The organism is Capnocytophaga stomatis (assembly GCF_002302635.1).
Classification (GTDB): Bacteria; Bacteroidota; Bacteroidia; order Flavobacteriales; family Flavobacteriaceae; genus Capnocytophaga; species Capnocytophaga stomatis.
Window position 1 is genome coordinate 2,332,986 of record NZ_CP022387.1, and the last position, 19,273, is coordinate 2,352,258.

Annotated in this window: 15 protein-coding genes; 10 read left to right on the forward strand and 5 right to left on the reverse strand. The window is 36.7% G+C overall.

The features are described 5' to 3' along the window. Positions 1-177 precede the first annotated feature (177 nt). From CGC58_RS10375 to CGC58_RS10395, 5 genes are all read left to right on the forward strand, one after another. A complete protein-coding gene (locus CGC58_RS10375) occupies positions 178-1,008 on the forward strand; it encodes a CdaR family protein (protein WP_157909253.1) in 831 nt (276 codons plus the stop codon). Further along, on the forward strand, positions 1,005-1,604 hold the full coding sequence (gene coaE, locus CGC58_RS10380) for a dephospho-CoA kinase (protein ID WP_095896637.1): 600 nt from the start codon (positions 1,005-1,007) through the stop codon (positions 1,602-1,604). Before CGC58_RS10375 ends, coaE begins: the two co-directional genes overlap by 4 nt. A 66-nt stretch (positions 1,605-1,670) precedes the next feature. Continuing rightward, on the forward strand, positions 1,671-3,242 hold the full coding sequence (locus tag CGC58_RS10385; RefSeq protein WP_095896638.1) for a sensor histidine kinase: 1,572 nt from the start codon (positions 1,671-1,673) through the stop codon (positions 3,240-3,242). A gap of 84 nt (positions 3,243-3,326) precedes the next feature. Then, complete coding sequence (locus CGC58_RS10390) at positions 3,327-4,085, forward strand: response regulator transcription factor (protein ID WP_198540725.1); 759 nt, start codon at positions 3,327-3,329, stop codon at positions 4,083-4,085. A gap of 62 nt (positions 4,086-4,147) precedes the next feature. Continuing rightward, positions 4,148-5,029: a DMT family transporter gene (locus tag CGC58_RS10395; protein WP_095896639.1), complete on the forward strand. Its 882-nt coding sequence runs from the start codon at positions 4,148-4,150 to the stop codon at positions 5,027-5,029. A 54-nt stretch (positions 5,030-5,083) separates the two neighbouring features. On the opposite strand, the gene CGC58_RS10400 is transcribed toward CGC58_RS10395, so the two are convergent. After that, entirely contained in the window at positions 5,084-5,371 is a 288-nt protein-coding gene (locus tag CGC58_RS10400) for a hypothetical protein (protein WP_095896640.1), read from the reverse strand. A gap of 19 nt (positions 5,372-5,390) precedes the next feature. Then, a complete protein-coding gene (locus tag CGC58_RS10405) occupies positions 5,391-6,350 on the reverse strand; it encodes a ribonucleotide-diphosphate reductase subunit beta (RefSeq protein ID WP_095896641.1) in 960 nt (319 codons plus the stop codon). A gap of 275 nt (positions 6,351-6,625) precedes the next feature. On the opposite strand from CGC58_RS10405, the gene CGC58_RS10410 reads away from it, so the two are divergent. Beyond that, entirely contained in the window at positions 6,626-7,237 is a 612-nt protein-coding gene (locus CGC58_RS10410) for a trimeric intracellular cation channel family protein (protein WP_095896642.1), read from the forward strand. A gap of 5 nt (positions 7,238-7,242) precedes the next feature. Here the strand turns inward: CGC58_RS10410 and CGC58_RS10415 are convergent, their stop codons facing one another. The 3 genes from CGC58_RS10415 to CGC58_RS10425 form a co-directional block, all read right to left on the reverse strand. Further along, on the reverse strand, positions 7,243-7,737 hold the full coding sequence (locus tag CGC58_RS10415; RefSeq protein ID WP_095896643.1) for a hypothetical protein: 495 nt from the start codon (positions 7,735-7,737) through the stop codon (positions 7,243-7,245). A 114-nt stretch (positions 7,738-7,851) separates the two neighbouring features. After that, complete coding sequence (locus CGC58_RS10420) at positions 7,852-9,258, reverse strand: DUF4932 domain-containing protein (protein ID WP_095896644.1); 1,407 nt, start codon at positions 9,256-9,258, stop codon at positions 7,852-7,854. 144 nt (positions 9,259-9,402) lie between these two features. Beyond that, positions 9,403-10,212 (reverse strand): hypothetical protein, encoded by an 810-nt coding sequence (locus tag CGC58_RS10425; protein WP_095896645.1) that lies wholly within the window; start codon positions 10,210-10,212, stop codon positions 9,403-9,405. 199 nt (positions 10,213-10,411) lie between these two features. Between CGC58_RS10425 and CGC58_RS10430 the strand changes: the two genes are divergently transcribed. The 4 genes from CGC58_RS10430 to CGC58_RS10445 all read left to right on the forward strand — a co-directional run bounded on the left by CGC58_RS10430 (position 10,412) and on the right by CGC58_RS10445 (position 19,138). Continuing rightward, positions 10,412-13,402, forward strand: a complete 2,991-nt coding sequence (locus CGC58_RS10430; protein WP_095896646.1) for a SusC/RagA family TonB-linked outer membrane protein — start codon at positions 10,412-10,414, stop codon at positions 13,400-13,402. 17 nt (positions 13,403-13,419) lie between these two features. Further along, positions 13,420-14,943 (forward strand): RagB/SusD family nutrient uptake outer membrane protein, encoded by a 1,524-nt coding sequence (locus CGC58_RS10435; protein WP_198540726.1) that lies wholly within the window; start codon positions 13,420-13,422, stop codon positions 14,941-14,943. Between the two features lie 212 nt (positions 14,944-15,155). Next, positions 15,156-16,100 carry a DUF4300 family protein gene (locus CGC58_RS10440; protein ID WP_095896648.1) on the forward strand — a complete coding sequence of 315 codons (945 nt, stop codon included), beginning with the start codon at positions 15,156-15,158 and terminating at the stop codon, positions 16,098-16,100. Between the two features lie 188 nt (positions 16,101-16,288). After that, positions 16,289-19,138, forward strand: coding sequence for a reprolysin-like metallopeptidase (locus tag CGC58_RS10445; protein WP_095896649.1), 2,850 nt, complete (start codon positions 16,289-16,291; stop codon positions 19,136-19,138). Positions 19,139-19,273 lie beyond the last annotated feature (135 nt).

The window sequence follows — 19,273 nt, forward strand, 5'->3', positions numbered from 1 at the left end:
ATTTTTTATTTTATAAAATAAGTGGTAGATTTGGGGGGAATTAAAAGGTTTTGACTTGTGATACGTTCAACAAAAAGTAAAATACGAGTACTTTTGATAGATAGAAGAACATTTAAGGTGTTGATTTGTATATTTTTATCTATGTTTTTGTGGACACTCATTCGGTTGTCAAAAAATTTGCAAAGAGAATTTTCCATTGATATTTCAATTACGAATGTCCCTGAAAATATGTTCTTGAAATCTTCACAAACGCATCAAATTAAAGTTCTTGCGGAGGGGAAAGGGTATGCGTTGTTCAAGTACTATTCCGGTGTTCAGTCGTTAAATGTAGATTTTAACGATTTGGAACATATCGAAGGAAAAAAATATAAACTTTCTACAAATATTGCAAATAAGCTAAATTCTTCTCACTTATCTGAATTAAAAATACAAAATACATATTCAGATACCATTTACATAGATTTAGAGAAAAAATATACAAAAAAAATTCCTGTGGAAGTGAATTTAAATGCTGATTTTCAGAAGGAATATCAACTTACGGAAATGATTGTGCAACCTGATTCGGTACTGGTTTCGGGAATTAAATCTGTTGTAGATACTTTGAAAACCATTTCCATATCTTTTTCTCCTCAAAAAAATGTAAAATCCTCATTTGAAAAGTCTTATAATTTGAAGAACACGGATTGTGTGAAGTATGAGAGGAATAAAATAACTGTTAAAGCAATTGTTGATAAAATGAGTGAACAGCTTGTTAAAGTGCCGGTACAAGTACTTAACGTACCTGAAGGAAATCAGATTAAAATTTTTCCTTCGGAGGTAACTATTTTATGCTCAGGTGATTTGAATATATTAAAAAGGATAACTTCAGATGAAATTGCAGTGATAGCAGATTATAACGATGTTCAGAATAACACGCATTTGCCTTTAACTATTCGGACAAAGTTAAAACGTGTGAAATTGTCTTTTTTGAATGAAAATAAGGTTGATTTTTTAATTCGGAAAATATGATGGTGGTAGGCTTGACGGGGGGAATTGGCAGTGGAAAAACCACAATTGCCAAAATGTTTGAGGAATTGGGGATTTCCGTTTACATATCGGATACGGAAGCTCAAAAATTAATAGAAACCGACGAAAATATCAAACGTAAAATAAAGTCTTCTTTTGGAGAATTAGCCTATGTTGATGGTAAATATAACCGAAAATACATTGCAGAAATTGTTTTTAGAGATAGAGATAAATTGCGAATAATCAATGAGATAGTTCATCCTGAAGTGGCAAAACATTTTTCTGACTGGAAGACGAATCAAAATTCTCCTTATGTGATTAAAGAAAGTGCGATTTTGTTTGAAAGTGGAGCTTATCACGATTGTGACTATATTATAACGGTTACGGCTGACGAGCAAGAACGGATTCGTAGAGTGGTTGAAAGAGACGGAGTTACGGAAAATTCTGTACGAGAAAGAATAAAAAATCAATGGAATGACGAGAAAAAGATGAATTTGTCGGATGAAGTTATAAATAATATTAATATTGAAAGCTCTTCGTTAAAAGTACGAGAAATACATTCTAAATTAATTAAAAAAATTGAGAAAACAATAATTTGACTTTTATTTAAGTTAAAATTTAGTTAAAAAATAAAATTAAGAAAATTTTTGTATTAGTTTTGTACGATGAAAGGTAAATTGAGCACAATAGCCATTATTTTGATGAGTATTTCTTTGCTGGGAATAATCATCATTCAGGGGTATTGGATTAAGTCCGCCATTGATGATAGGGAAGAGGCTTTTATGCATTCCGTTCAGCAGGTGTTAAACTCCGTAACTAATGGATTGGAAGAGAGTGAGATAAGTAAATATGTTGCTCAAATTATCGATTTAAAAGAAAGGGATACTACATTGGTGCTGAAGGAGTCTTCTCTTCGGGAATTTATGTATGTCCAAGAGAATAAAAATACAAAAGAAACGTTCATTTACAAACACGGTATTTTAGAGGAAGATTATAGCTTGCCAACCAGTTTGGGAATAGCAGATTCACTATCAATTAAAAACTACATCAGCAGGCAATCCGAGCAGAGAATTACTTTCGGAAAAGAGATTGATAATCAAGTTGCTCCGAGTATTGAAACGTATGAAAAATTCAGCCGTTTGCCTGAAATAGAGCGATTAATGATTCAGGAATCTTTCAAAAATATTATTGAAAAATTGCCTATTATTGACAGAGTTTCTCCCGAGCAGATTGAATATCTTGTAAAAAGAGAAATGAAAAGCAGGGGGTTGGATATTGATTTTGAGTTTGCAATTTACAATCGGAATATACTGACCAATATCCGTTCAAAGTACTTTGACTCGAACGAAATGAAAGGATACAGAGCTCCTTTGTTTGCAAACAGTTCTGGAGATTTGATGTACGAATTGGCATTGATTTTTCCTCAGCGAGAGCGATTTGTTTTTTCATCGGTAATCGGAATAGCTTCATTATCAGTTATTTTTATGATTATCATTATTGGGGTTTTCACAATTACGATGAACCAAATGGTAACTCACAGGCGGATATCTCAAATTAAAACGGATTTTATCAATAACATCACGCACGAGTTCAAAACGCCAATTGCAACCACGAGTTTGGTGCTTGATGCTATCAGAAATCCTGTGACGATAAATAATCCTGAGAAAATTTTAACGTATGTTAATATGTTAAAAGATGAAAATAAGCGAATGCACTCACAAGTTGAGAATATTTTGCAAATCTCTCGACTTGAAAAAGGGGAACTAAATATTGAAAAAGAACCTCTGGACGTTCATATATTGATAGAAATGGCTATCGGACACGTACAAATGATGTTGAATGACAGAAAAGGAGTGATTCGCACGCATTTGATGGCAGAAAATGCAGATATATCAGCAAATGAATCGCATTTTACGAATGTTTTGATAAATATAATCGAAAATGCAATAAAATATTCGCCGGAAGCTCCTGAGATTGATATTTATACCGAAAATATTAAGAATAATAAAATTCTTATTCGTATAAAAGACAGAGGGCAGGGGATGAGCAAACAAGCCGTGAGGCAGGTTTTTCATAAGTTCTATCGTGAGCATACGGGTGATTTACATAATGTTAAGGGACACGGATTGGGGCTTGCTTATGTGAAAAGCATCGTGGAAGACCACAACGGAACAATTTATGTAGAAAGCGAAAAAGGAAAAGGAAGTACATTCTTTATTCAGCTTTCTGTTATTTAAAAATGCAAATAATAACTATAAATATTTACTAACTTTACTACTGGCTTCTTGAAAAATAGAGCGTAACTTTAAAAAATAAATAAAATGATGAGTGTAGGTGAAAATTCGTATGATATGAAAACAACAACAACTAGCAAAAAAATCCTTTTGGTTGAAGACGACCCCAATTTTGGAACCGTCTTGAGAGATTATTTGGTAATGAGCGGCTTTGATGTAGCTCTTGCCAAAAACGGAATGGAAGGTTTTGACAGATTCAGAAAAGAACCTTTTGACCTTTGCATACTGGATGTTATGATGCCTTACAAAGATGGATTTACATTAGCAAAAGAAATTCGTGAAAAAAATGAAAAAATACCAATTATCTTTTTAACAGCACGAACAATGCGTGAAGATGTATTGAAAGGATACAAAGTAGGAGCTGATGATTATTTGAATAAGCCGTTTGACTCTGAAATCCTTTTGATGAAAATCAGATCAATGTTGCAAAGAAAATCTATTGAAACAGTGGCTGATAGCAAAAAATTTGAGTTTGAAATCGGCGAATTTTTCTTAAATTCAAAATTGAGATTCTTGAAATACAAAGACGAAGAGCCGGTGAAATTATCTCCTAAAGAAAATGAATTGCTTCGTTTGTTGGCATTGCACGAAAATGATTTGATGCCGAGGGAGTTAGCACTTTCTAAAATATGGAAAGATGATAATTACTTCACTTCCAGAAGTATGGACGTTTATATAGCCAAACTAAGAAAATATCTTAAAAAGGACGAAAAAGTTGAAATCCTTAACATACACGGAGAAGGTTTCCGACTGATTACCAATCGGGAAGAAGATAGTTTTGTTTAATAGGAATCGTTTTTAAAATATCAATCTTAAGGCTACTCGGAAGGTAGCCTTTTTTGTAATTTATGAAGTTAAAATTAAAAGGATACATACTTGCATTTATATCGGCGGCTACTTACGGAATGATTCCGCTGTTTATGATACCGATAAAGAAAAGTGATTTTTCATTAGATGGGGCTTTGCTTTATCGTTTTTTGATAGCAAGTGTCTTTATTTTAGGGTATTTGTTGTACACCAAAGAAAGTTTAAAGCTAACTTTGAGAGAAATATACACATTCGCTTTTTTAGGACTTTTGTACGCTCTTTCGTCCGAGTTTTTATTTGCAGCTTATGATTATTTGAGTCCGGGAATAGCTTCTACCATCTTTTTTATGTATCCTGTGGTTGTTGCGGTTATTTTGGGAACTTTTTTTAAAGGGAAGATTTCATTGCCTACAATTCTTTCTTTATTGATAGTTCTGATAGGAATATTTATCTTGAGTGTGAAAGATATTTCCTCTTTTTCAATTGATTATTTTGGGCTTTTTGTAGCTTTTATGGGAGCGTTTGTTTACGGAGTTTATATGGTTGTGGTTAATCAGACGCATCTTTCGGCTTCAGGAATCAAAATTGCCTTTTATTCGATGCTTTTCTCAAGTGCTTATTTCTTAGGAAAATCACTGATTTTGGAATCTAAAATTCCTGTTCCGGAAGGGACAATGTTTTTGCATCTTACAATTTTTTCATTGATTACCACAGTACTTTCTGTTACAACTTTGATTTATGCTATTCGTTATATAGGTTCTACGCCAACGGCAATTATGGGAGCTATTGAGCCTGTTATTGCAGTAGGAATCAGCGTTGGGCTGTTTGCAGAAGAGCTCACCACAACACTAATAATAGGAGTAATTCTGATTATCATCGGTGTACTGATTGATATTATTTTTGGGCAAAAAGAAAAACAGTAAAAAAACAGAGCTACTAATAAATTTCAGTAGCTCTGTTTTTTCAAAAGAATGATTTTATGTGAATTGCAGTCCTAAAATAACCAATGCTAACACAAACGAAGCCATCAAAACGCCTTTTGCCCTTTCATCACGTCCCAAACGAAGAAAAAGGAAGAAAGAAAGCAAATCGAGCAAACCTCCCAGACCTATCAAAGAACCCAAGTAGCCTTTTTGGTAAGCGTCTTGTAAGGTGGCTTCAATTCCATATTTTGAGAAAATAAGAACATATATCAGAATTCCTAATCCGTTGGCTATAAGCCCAACAAGAAAACCAATGAGAATTTCTTTTTGGTAAAACTTCATAAGATAATTGATTTTTCTATTAGAATAAATCGTGTTCGCTGATGCTTTTATCGTGTTTTGTATAGGCAGTTGGTCTTTTCGCGAAGAAATCATCTAACTCATTGCTAAACACCTCTTCTTCAAACCATAACATTGGTTTGGCTTCGGCACTTGTAATGCCAAAAGGTTTGCCCAATCCCAATTGCGTTAGTGAATCGTCAAGGCGGTAACGCATATAGTTTGCCAAGTCTTTTTTAGTGAAAAAGTCAATTTCTCCTTCTTCAAAAATCCAGTCTAACATTTTGTCTTCCAGAGTGATGTAATTTTGAATGAATTCAATGGCTTCTGCTTTTGCTCTTTCTTTCATTTCCGGATTTTCTTCAAAGATTTTTTTCAGGATATAGATACCTGCATTGGCGTGTAATTGTTCATCAACTGACGTCCAAGCGATAATATTTGCCACATTTTTCATATATCCTTTAAAACGCGTAAATGATAAAATGGTAGCAAATTGACTGAAAAGAGAAGCATTTTCAATGATTAGCGTGAAAAACAGAATGCGTTCCATCGCATTTTCTTTGTTTTTTGCCAAATATTCTTTCAAAATGCTATTTCTTTCCTTGAAAATAGGCACTTCAAGCAAATTTTCAAACTCGTTGTTGTAGCCAAGTACCTCTAAAAGACGTGAATAGGCTTCACTATGACGAAATTCACACTCGGCGAAGGTTGCACCCAAACCATTAAATTCAGGTTTTGGGAAAAGGTCATAAAGGTCGCCCCAGAAAGTTTTCACAGATACTTCCACTTGAGCAATACCGAGCAAAGCACGCTTAACGGCTTCCTTTTCTACGATAGATAAATCCGACTTAAAATCTTGAATATCAGCTGTAAATTCAACTTCCGAATGCACCCAGAACGATTTGTGCATCGCCTCTACAAACTCCATAACTTCCGGATATTCAAAAGGTTTGTAGTTTTCACGTTTATCAAAAATTCCCATATTATACCTCTTTATTTTCTTGGCGAATATACGAAGAAATTTTACCAAAAAACAAATCTGAAAAGAATCCAAATCAAAATAAATTATCTAACAGCAACATTATTAGGATTTATGAAAGATGTTAAAGTTTTGTTATTTTGCAATCCAAGATTTGTGATTATTTGCCTTTTACTGATTTTGAAATAATTGTGAAAAGCAGAAAAATCAAAAATAACAAGGTTTTGTTTTTCCCATTTCATATTTAAGTTTATTTTTGCTTTTCAATTTTGATAGAGATGGATTTATTCTATATTGTTGATTTAGCGGGAGTTTTCGTTTTCGCTATTTCGGGAGCATTGGCAGCACGTGAAAAAAAGTTGGATTTGTTCGGAGTATTTATCATTGCTTTTGTGACAGGGCTTGGCGGTGGAACGCTTCGTGATGTGATGATGGGAAGAACTCCTGTTTTTTGGATGCAAGCACCTATTTATGTAGGAATGATTTTCGGTGGAACTTTCTTTGCAATTATTTTCCGAAAGAAAATGCATTATTTGCGTAAGTCTCTTTTGCTTTTTGATACTATTGGGATAGCGTTTTTCTCGATTATAGGAACCGAAATTGCTCTTTCTTTTTCGTACGATTTACATCCGATTATTGTAATTTCAATAGCTGCGATGAGTGCTTGCTTTGGAGGCGTAATTCGAGATATATTGTGCAATGAAATCCCAATAATTTTTCATAAGGAAATTTATGCAACTCCTTGTGTGTTAGGTAGTTTATTTTATTTAGGTTTGCGAGAAGTTAATTTTTTTGATGATTATATTTCCTCATTTGTGGCAATTGCTTTCATAATTGTTTTTAGGTTATTTGCAATCAAGCGTTCGTTGGAACTTCCGAAGATAAATTAGTTTAATTATTCAACTATTTCATCCAGAATGTTTTTCAGTTCGTACATTTGCGGAACGCCTTTAGTTCGGGTAATTCGGGCAAAAAAGTAAAGAGAAAACCATAAAATAACCATTAATCCCATCATCATAAGGTCAAAAATATAGCTTTCTTTCAGTAAATGATGTGAATATGCCGCTATTGCAAAGAACATAAAGATTCCTGCAACGATAAAATGTAAAAACATAAAGAAAGTCCATAAGCCGGGGTCAGGACCAAAAAGAGCCCGAATGCGAGTGCCCTTTTCTTCAGGTTGAAGCTCTAAATTTAAATGTGGAGAGAAATATTTTCTTTGATTTCTGTGAATGTGAATCCAAATTTGTCTGTCAGAGATGACAATTTTATATTCATTTGCTAACTTAGTCTTTAGTTCTTTTGTGTGTTCAAGCAAAATTTCTGCGGATTTTTCACTTTCCACAACAAAACGCGGACGCAACGGAATACTTTTGTTGAGTTGTTTCATAATATTTTGATTTTATGTATATTTCATCTCACAAAGGTATAAAATTTTGGCATTGCTAAACAAAGTTTCAAGTGAAAAATCTTTTAGCAATGCCAATTTTTTAGCTACAAAAATCTATTCTTTATCATTGATTTGCAAAGACCAGTACATCATATATTGGAATAAAGAATTCATACTCGCATCAGGATTTGTTTGGTAACGCTCCAAAAGTGCTCTGTTAAAATCTTTAAAACGAATGAATCCTCGTACATTTTCCATCATCGGTTCGTACATTGGCAAAAATTTCATCACATCTTCGTATGAATAATTATCAATGGCGTAAAGCGTAAATAAACCGAAAGTCATATATTCATTGAATACTGCGTAAGGGTCTGGGTAGGCCTTAGTTACGTCGCCTTGAGCCCATTTATCTCTGTTTGAAAATACTCGATTGATGTAATCTAAATTTTTATCCGAAACAGGATTTACATAATTATGGTCAATTTCGGTAAAAATAATCCAACTTGACAATAATTCATTGAGCGTAGGGGAATGTTCCTTATATTCAGGTGATTTACAGACAAACATAAAAGTTTGCTTAAAATTTCCCTTTTCAAATTGTGTGGCTGCTTGTGCCCCTTTGTTCAGCGGAGAGAAATAAATCATATAGGAGTCATATCCGAAACCGAATTTTTTATCCAACCATTGTTGCATTTTATCTATGGGACTTAGTCTGTGAAAAGTAGCCAAAAGTTCATTATAATATGGTTTGTTGTCGTTATAGAATTTTCTGAAATTTGATTTTTTTGCAAAATCCTCAAAAACAGTAACATCCTTCATCGGGTCGAAATCATTCCAAACTTTTCCTATTTCCCTAACTGTACCTTTGTGTTTAATACGATTCTGATTATCAAATTCATAGGCACAAGCGTTCATTTTCAATGCATAGTAATACTTGTAAGCCGGTATCGGGAAGATATGCACATTCTGCTGAGAATTAAAAACAGGAGCTTGCATATGTTTGTGAATAATATCCAAAGCAGGATGATTGCGATAAGGCTCAAAATATTTTTTTACTTTCTGATAATAAGCTGTTTGTATGTCAAACATATTGTGGTCTTTCTCTGCGTCCTTGTGTAAAACCAACAAGATGTTTACAAGTTCGCTAACTTCAGGAATTTCAACGAAATTTTTTCCTTTGTGAGCTTTGATATATTCATCGGAAAAATGAACATTCGGTTCAACTCCCACAAGCTGAATACGAACTATTTTTTTGTCAGTCGTATAAACGTCAAAGTATAATTTTTGTCCTTTTTTTAAAGTAAATTCAGTTGTATTTTTATCATCAGAAAGTGTTCCTTTACTTTTGGCTTCAGGACATTCTAATTCTAAAATTAAAGGGCTTGCTTCAACTGAAAGTTCTAATTCTGTTTTAATTCCATCGAAGGTAATTACTACATATTTGGAATCAGTTTTGAAGATTTTTTGTGCAAATCCATTGAAGGAGAGTGCAATAAGTACAAATGTTAAAAAAATTCTCATTATTTTTCTATTTTAAAACTATTTTCGGCAAAACAAAACACGTGCCATTTTTTTAATTGGAATAAAAAATTAAGTTGAGAAATCTTTTATTTTAGAAGAGTTAAAAGATATTCTCAACTTGGTGTCAATTTTATAGTTTCAGGATTAATAATATTCAACAAATTGTTCGGTTACTTTTGAAAGTTTTCCGTCGGTATATTCGTGTTTTTTGCTCCAATTTCCTCTTTTGTCATATTGATAAGAGAATGTTTTTTTGTAACTCAACGAACCATCGGGGTTATAACCTTCTTCCTGAATTTGGTTGTTGTGCTTATCATACAGATACGTATAATGCTCCATAACGTTACCTTGTTTGTCGTACGCAATGGCTTCTGTGCGATTTCCTTTTTTGTCGTATTTGCTTACAATTCGGTAATTTAAGGCATCTTGTGCATCGTAATTTTTTTCTTCCAGAGGGTTTCCTTTTTTATCGTTGGTATAAACGCTTTTCAAAGCATAATTACCGAACTGATGCATTTGTTTTTCAATTAGGAATCCTTTTTTGTCATAAATGAAAATCGTTTTGATTACTTCCAGTCCGTCATCAGTAAATCCTTTTTCAAGCAAAGTTTTTCCTTTGGAGTCATTTTCCTGAACACTGTGATAAGTCATTTTTCCTTTTTCGTCATACGACTCAGTTCTTGTGGGAAAGCCGTTTTTGTCAAAAGCAATGACCAATTTGGTAACTTCTTCGCCTTGTTTCATTTGCATATCGGTAATGTATCCTTTTTTGTTGAAGTTGGCTGAAAAGTTTTGCCCTTGCTGAATTAATTCACCTTTTTCATTAGGAACATACTCCACCTGTCCAGCAGTTTTTACTTTGCATTTGAGGTTTGCTGATTGCCACCCATTTTTAGATTTTTGTGCGAAACTCACGGCACTTACCAGCGAAATTATTAAAAATAGCTTTTTCATTATTTAGTGATGTATAATTATGTTATGTGGCAAAGATACAACTTTTTTGTATATCCGCATAATTTTTAGTTAAAATATCGTGCCGATAGCACATATTTTTTGTCCCATAAAATAAATGTCGAAAAAAAAACGTTTATATGCTTGCTGTTTGGAAAAATTTTATTTACTTTGCCTCTTTGTTTTTTAGATATAAGTAATTATGATGAAATTGCGTTTAATTTTAATTTTCGTGTTGTTTCTGGGGGCTTTGCACAGCAGTTTTGCCCAGAAGATAATGGTAAGCGGAACCGTAAAGGATGAAAACGGAGTTGCTTTGATTGGTGCTACCGTTGCAATTAAAGGAACCCGCATTGGTGTAGCAACGGATTTTGATGGAGTTTACACCATTGGATTGGATGCGGGGCAAACATTAATTTTTTCCTTTATAGGAACACAAACACAGGAACACAAAATAACCAAATCAAACAACGCTTTGCATATCGTTTTGCAATACGAAGCGGAGGCATTGGACGATGTGGTGGTAGTAGGATACGGAAGTGCTAAAAAGATAGGCACTACCATAGGTTCGGTGGCAAAAGTAGCGGGAAAAGACTTGGCGGAATCGCCCACGCCGAACGTGTTGGACGCTTTGCAAGGAAAGGTAGCGGGGCTTACTATCAATGCTACTTCGGGCAAACCAGGCTCAGCACCCATTGTGTTACTACACGGATTGGGAACGCTCAGTGATGTAAATGCTTCTGGTAAAGATGGGCTGGGAAGTACGCCTCTTTACGTGGTGGACGGACTGCCCGTAGATGATGGTTTGGTGGCCTCTTTGAATCCTGATGATTTTGAGAGTGTTACGGTTTTGAAAGATGCTTCGGCAACCTCCATTTATGGGGCCCGTGCGGCTTATGGGGTAATTTACGTTACTACCAAAAAGGGAGGTTTTGAGCAGCCTACCGAAGTGTCAGTAAGTTCGCAAATCGGGTTTTCACAAATATCGTCTTACAAATTCTACGATAATCTTTTGACCTCTTCGGAATATGTTGATTATATGCTGGATTTGGGGCATTTGCCCAATAAAGATGTTGCTGATATATTCCGACAACAATACAAAGGCAATACACGTTGGGATAAAATTTATTTCAAACCCAATTCTTTAACAGCACAGAATAATGTGTCTGTTATGGGAGGAGGTAAAAAGGTATCTTATTATTTTTCAGGCTCAAATTTTAAGCAGGGAGGAAATCGATATGGTTCTGATTATGAGCGATATTCTTTGCGTGCGAATATTGATTCTCGTATAAAAGATTGGTTGTCGGCAGGGCTTAGTCTGTCAGTGGGGCATAGTATAAGCACCAGTAATGGCGGAAACAGAGGCAACTACGGTGGTGTGATGGCACTTCCCATTTACGAAGCCTATGATGAAGAAGGCCGGCTTGTAGATTATGTAACCACCATATACGGAAATCGTTTTTATCTTCCTCAATATACGGCGTCAAAATTGCTTAGCAATGGTGGTAACACTAATATTGTACCAAATTTCTACGTAACTTTAAAACCGATAGATAATTTGATTTTTAAAACACAGGCAGGATTGCAATATTCTGTTTCTGTTGGAGAAAATAAAATTTTACCTTCGTATGATCAATCAGGAGGAATCGGACAGGTTTCGCGTACTTTCGGAGAACATATTAACAAGACACTGACCAATACGTTGGAATACAAATTTCGAATTGGGGATAAGAGTTTTTTCACGGCGTTGTTAGGGCAAGAGTCGGTTAGTAATGATTCTAAGGGTTTTTCGGCTTCTTCATCAGGACAGGTTGCAGATGGACTGACAACACTCTTACAGGGAAAAAAAGAACCCCGAGTGGGGGATAGCAGAGACGTATCTACTTATAATTCATTCTTTTCAAGAGTAGATTATTCGTATGACGGGCGTTATTTCATAGATTTCTCTGGACGTAGAGACGGGTCTTCTACTTTTGGTAGAAACAATCGGTATGCCAATTTTTGGTCGGCAGGGTTGATGTGGAATGCTAAAAACGAGGCGTTTTTAAAAGACGTTTCGTGGCTTGACGAACTTCGCTTCAAAATCAGTACAGGAACTGCCGGAAGTAAAGGAGGGGCAGGAAGTTATGGTAGTTATTCAAGACTGGACTTCGGACAATACAGAGAGCAAGCCTCTTACCATTTGAGTAATTTGGGAAATCCGGATTTGCGTTGGGAAAAACAAGACAAAACCACCATCGGTATGAACTTGGGCTTGTTCAATCGTGTTAAGTTGGAGGTAGATTTGTATCAACGTGTTATTAGAGATATGTATTATACGTTGCCTCTCCCGATGATTAGTGGATTTGGTCGGTATCCTACGAATTTGGCAAAATTACAGAACAGAGGAGCTGACGTAACCTTGTATTTAGACGTTATTAAAGATACTAAAAATAAATTGTATGTATCCCCTTACGTTAATTTTAACTATAACGATATGAGGATTTTAGAGCTTTTTGTAGGAAATCAACAAATTCCTGAGGACGAGTACAGCACAGGTTACGAAGTCGGAAGCCAATTGATGATTTTTGCTCCTATTTTCAAAAGAGTAAATCCTGATAACGGAGACCCAGAGTGGTATGTGCCTGGTGAAGATAAGATGAAAACCACCACTGATGACACTCAAATTACCACCAAGTTTGATCGGGTAACACTCAACCAAAACACAGGTAAAACAGCCTATGCACCTTGGAATGGAGGTTTCGGACTTAATGCTTCTTATAAAGGGCTTTCTTTACAGATGGGATTTGCTTTTTCTTACGGAAAATATCAGGCCAATCAGGATAGATACCATACAGAAAGTAGTTCCGCTTTTGCGTATAATGTAAGCAGAGAATCGTTAAATTATTGGAAACAACCAGGCGACAATGTAAGTCTTCCACGTAAGGAACTGCAATTTGTGCAGTATGACTCACGCTTACTTGAAGATGCGTCGTTTATTCGCTTGAAAAACATAAATGTAGGGTATTCACTTCCCAAAGAGGTTATGGAAACTATTCCTTTCTTCACGCATTTACGTTTCTTTGCGACAGGGCGTAATTTATTGACATTTACTAATTATACAGGAGCCGACCCTGAATTCGGTATATTGCTTTCACAGGGAGGTTACCCCAATACGCGTCAATACACCTTTGGGGTAGAATTCAAATTTTAAACTAAAACCAAATGAAAATGAAGATTAAAAATATAATAGTAGGAGGTGTATCATCACTCTTGCTGGTGGGATGTTTCAATTTAGACCAGTATCCGCACGATTCGTTTGCCAATGAGGATTCGTTCAACACGATAAACGATGCACGTTTTTGGATGAACGGGATGTACGAAAATTTGAGGGGGTCCACCCACGGGGTGTATATGACTTCTCCCGAACTACAAACCGATCTTATAGATATTAGTTTGGGAGCTTTTGGGGGCAATATATACACTTGGGAAGAATTCACCGCTTCTGAGCCTGTGGTTCAAAATATTTGGAGAAAGTACTATCAGAACATAGCGAATATAAATAACTGCATCGAAGGTTTTAACCAAATCAAACTCGAATCGGAAAAGGAGCGAGAAGAACTTACTCTCTGTAAAGGAGAATTACATTTAACCAGAGCGTTATATTACTCCAAGTTGGCTACTCTATTTTGCAAATCGTATGACCCAGCGACTTCAAAAGCCGATTTGGGGTTGCCCTTGCAAAAGAATTTCTTGGTAAAACATACTGATTTGCCTGGTAGGAGTTCTTTGGAGGAGACGTATGATTTCATTTTGCAGGACATAACCGAAGCGGAAAAGTATCTTCAAGGAAGCCAAAACGAAGAAGGCTCGCAGTATATGACCTCTGATGCAGCTTTGTTGCTCAAAGCTCGTATGTTATTATACAAAAGGGAATGGAAGCAAGCCTATGATGTTGCCACTTCGCTTATTCAGTCAGGTAGCTATCCCTTGGTAAGTTCGGAGAATGCTTTGCGAAGGGTATGGGCAGACGATGCCAAACAAGAAACCATTGTGCAGCTGTATGCTTCTGCCACAGAGAGAGTTGATGATGGTGCTCGAAATGATTCATATACAGGGGAATACGTATATACTTATCAAGGAACAGACTATCAAACCTTTACGCCTGCTTTTCTTCCTAATCAATGGGTATTGGATTTGTATGAAGATACCGATATCCGAAAATCGGCATATTATACGCAAAAACGAATCCGAAAAGGGGATACGGATGATTTGAAAGACCTCTACTTGGTGTACAAATATCCAGGGAATCCTAGATTACGTACGGCAAAAGCGGCAAAAGCAGAGCACGCACCAAAAATTTTCCGTATAGCAGAAGCCTACTTGATAGCTGCCGAAGCGGCGTATATGAACAACCAAGCAGACAATGCTACTCAATATCTGAATTTGCTCAGAACGGCTCGTAAGGCAAGTAATATAACTGTTACAGGAGCAGAATTGTTGGAAGAAATCAAAAAAGAACGCGTACGTGAATTGGCTTACGAAGGTTATCGCCTAATGGATTTAAAACGATGGAAGGAAGGGGTTGACCGTACAATCCGTCCAGCACAAGATATTGATTTTATTCGGAATAATCCGCCAGAGCAATACAAAATGCTTAAAAAATCGGCGGACGATTATCGAATGGTTTGGCCAATTCCTTCCGCAGAAATTGCACGGATGAAGAACAAACTCAAACAAAATTCAGGCTGGTAGTTATAACGTACGGCAGACGTAATTCATAATCAATAAACTTTTGGCGACACCATTTGAAAAAATTGTGTCGCTTTTTTGTTTATGGCCAATATATGGTTAATTCAGTAAAAAACAAATTCCTGTAACTTTCTCTTTTACGATTGTTTATAAATTTTGTATGTTTGTTTTAAAAACCAAATCGTTTTTTTAAATTTGCCGAAAAATAATTTGGAATGAAGAAGAGAAATTTTGTTATGACATTATTGGCAATCGGATTTTTAGGATGTCAAAACCCGAAGCCCAAAGCATCGGAAAATGTTAATATTTCAACGGAAAACACCGAACAACCATTTTTAAAAAGTATGGAGTATTCCAACTTGGTGGATAAGGCCACTCAGGAAGAAGTCGGAGAGGCACTCATTGCGGCTGGTATTGACAAGCAGTTGGTTAGTTCGTTTTTTGAAAACGTAAATACGTTTAACCAAACTGTGGGTGAAGTAGGTTTGGTAAAGGAAGGTTTTGCCACTTCTGATGATTTGATAATCAGCTATGATGAGGCTTCAATACAAACCCAATGGGACGAAAAAAATCCTGAATTTATAGGTTATAATTGTCGTATTACGTCCTTCGATATGTTTCGTGATTTGGTTTCGACAGGCAATCCGAAGGGGATAAATTCAAGTAATTTGTTCCTTGACAAAGATGCCCTTAACACAAACGCCAAAAAAGTGTTTTCCCAAGAGGAAAACGAACGTTTTCTGTGTTTGTTTTCGCGTGTGCTTACGGGATATCACAAAGATGTTGCACAGCACTTGGAGAAGGTCAAACAGGCGTTTAAAGAGCGTGAAGTTCATTTTCCTTATAAAGGAGATACAAGTAAAGCCTCGCTTATCAGTATCTTTTTTCATTCGGCAATTACCGACGAACCCGATGATGTTTTCCTCTTCGTGGGGCACGTGGGCGTTTTGGTTCCGATGAAAGACGGAAAACTCTTGTTTGTTGAAAAATTGGCGTTTCAAGAGCCTTACCAAGCCATTAAATTTAACAATCGAACCGAGCTTAATGATTATTTGATGAATCGTTATGATGTTGAAAAAGGACAACCCACAGCCAAACCTTTTATTATGGAAAATGACGAACTAATGCAAGGTTATCGTCCTAATCCGAATAATGAATAAAACGTAAGAAAATATGTATTTAGGGAGATGAAAATGCTCCCTTTTTTATTAATTTTTTGTGAAATTCGTATGTTTATCTTAAAACATAAATGTAATTGTGTGCCTTGATTGCGTAAAAAAGTGTAAATTTGCCCCCGAATTGTATTAATGTTACGTTTTCCCGTAAAACGAACAGATTAGACAGACCGATGAAATATAAACTTACTATTGCTCTTTTTATTGTATGTCAATGGCTTTTTGCTCAGGAATCCTTTAAAACTTCACTGCGAGCAAGCGATGTGGCAACGTTTTTTTTGCAAGGGAAGGAAACATTCCGCTGGGAATTACCAATTTCACGACACGAAAAACAGGCTTTGCTCTGGCAACAACGTATAACTCCTTTTACCCAAACGGAAAATATCCGTACTTTTGTAGGGTATGAACAGACTGATTTTAGGGCAGTCATTTCCATTTCTAACGGAAATATTTTCGGAAATGTTTTTACCGAAAAAGGCGAATTGCGTATTGAAACTTCAAATGATGGCTTCCTAACACTTCATAGAGACGTAGCCCCAGAGTGCGGACTTTGCTGTCAATCCTCTGAAAATGCAAGCCTAACCGCACGTCCTATGGCATCGGAAGAAAGTACACAGACGCCCAAAACCATTGTTAAGCCCGTTCCCGATGATAACGTACTGCGTGTGTATCGTTTGGCATTGCCAGTAGCTTATAATTTCTTCAAGACACAGTTTCAGAGTGATATCCAGCGTGTGAAAGCCTTTTGGGCGACGGCACAGGCGGGGCTTAACGAAATTTATATGCGTGATGTGGGAGTCCGCTTTGAATTGGTCAATGACGAGCGTCTGATATTGGACACACCTGAAAAGGAAGTATTTAACAATGTAGGTTCAAATTACATTATCAGTGTGGCAACCAATGAGATAAATAAGCTCATTGGCAGTACAAGCTATGATATGGGGCTGTTCCTGTCGCAAACTACGGCGACTGCCCACGGACTGGCATACAAATCCTTTGGATATTTCAATAAAAATAAGGCTTCGGCAACGGTGGCAAGTACCGATTTGCGTGCCATAGCCCACGAGTTAGGGCATTTGTTCGGAGCTTCGCACGTACACGAGCAGGCGAGTAATACCTCTGGCTATTCGCACAAAACCGAAACAGGCTTGGGACAATCAGTAATGGGATACGGAACGCCTCAGAACTTTTTTTCTCTGGTAAGTCTGGTAGATATGCGTACCGAACTGCTTGGAATTCCCTACTATACCAACACTTATCGAAACAAAACTGCGGGTAAAAAAACGGTAGCTCCCAACTACGACAATTTCCCTCTGGGGATAAAAACAGCCTCCCGAGCTCCGAGGCTCAATCCCTCTTCCGTTAAGGAAAGTTATAAAATTCCACCGAGTACTTTCTTTGCATTTAACATAGGGGCATCTCACCCTGATAAAAACCAACTTTTGTATATGGCACACCCTGCCGACAAGGCTATAAATCGGGTTTCGCGTGCCAAATTCCATACGCACAAACCTTCCGAACATTCTCGTATCGCTTTTGAAGAGGTGTATGGCAGTTCGGGCTATTTGGAAACGCCTTTTCATACCGCTGTGGGCAATCGTTTTACCTTTTTGATAGGCGTAAGTACGGGAAAGGAGGCTCATTTACGCCCTGATGAAGTGGTACGCTATGATACACGTACATCGCAGATAGAAATAGTTGATGCTAAGCCTTTTCGCATTACTTCGCCTTTGAAGATATTATACAATGGCGGGGAGAAATTTACGCTTCGATGGGAGGCTGACCCTAAGGTTTTCGCAGGCACACGCGTACGCATAGTGCTTTCTGATGATTTTGGCAAAACATTCAACTATACATTGGCTGAAAATACTGAAAATGATGGGGAATGTGAACTGGTGATGCCACATACTTCTTTTGGTTCGGTGGCTTATAAGAACAACACACGGAGAGTACGTGCGGGAGTTATCAAAGTGGAAGTCATTGACCATATTGCGTATGCATTATCTGTAATTAATCCGCTTGATAATACGGGACGATTTGCAGGAGGTTTTGAGTTAGACCCCGCTACGGAAATTACCTTTACCGATGTGCCACAAAGCCGTGTGGTGTTGCCTTTCGAAAGTGAAATACCTTTAAAACACGAGGTAAAGGCGACCACCCAATGCCGAAACAAAGCCATAGAGCTTATATTTGAGGAATATATTGATGAAAATACTTCACAATATAGCAAGGTTGTTACCCGCCAATGGACAGCAAAGGACAAATGCGGAAAAGAGTCCTCCTTTGTACAGTTGATTTATGTAGAAAAGCAGGAAGAATCTTTTAAAGAAGAGATTGAAGACGATAATCAAGAGGAAGATTCTGACAGTCAAAATAATTCATCGGATGGAGAAAGGGGTAACTCCGATAGCCAAAATAATTCATCGGATGGAGAAAGGGGTAACTCCGATAGCCAAAATAATTCATCGGATGGAGAAAGGGGTAACTCCGATAGCCAAAATAATTCATCGGACGGAGAAAGAGGTCGCTCTGATAGCCAAAATAATTCATCGGATGGAGAAAGGGGTAACTCCGATAGCCAAAATAATTCATCGGACGGCGAAAGAGGTAACTCTGACAACCAAAACAATTCATCGGACGGCGAAAGAGGTCGCTCCGACAGCCAAAATTCTTTGCACGATGATAAAAATATTTTTGATATTAATCAGCCGAAGTCGGAAAATGTGGAATGGATAGTTTACAACGGAGTTTCTGCTGAGGTAAGCTCGGAAAACTACTTGAAAATTGCCCCTATTGAACGTTATACGGACTTGTATATCGAAATTTTTAACGAATTGGGACAAAAAGTATTCCAAGCCAAAGACTATCAACGCAAAGGCGGCGTTTTCAGGGGGTATGCCAACGTGAAAGGCGTAGTAGGTAAGGGCAAACGCTTGCCGTCGGGTACGTATTTTTACGTGTTGAAATATAAAAACCAAGATAAAAAAATGCATCAAAAATCGGGATACTTATATGTGAGGTAAATTCACGGTCGTGTTATAAAAAGTATGATAAAAGTTCTGATTGTCAGGCTGAGCGTAGTCGAAGCCTGACAGACGCTCTCTTTTTTAAGACATCATACTTTTTACATCACCTCCAAATTCACATTTTGTTTAATG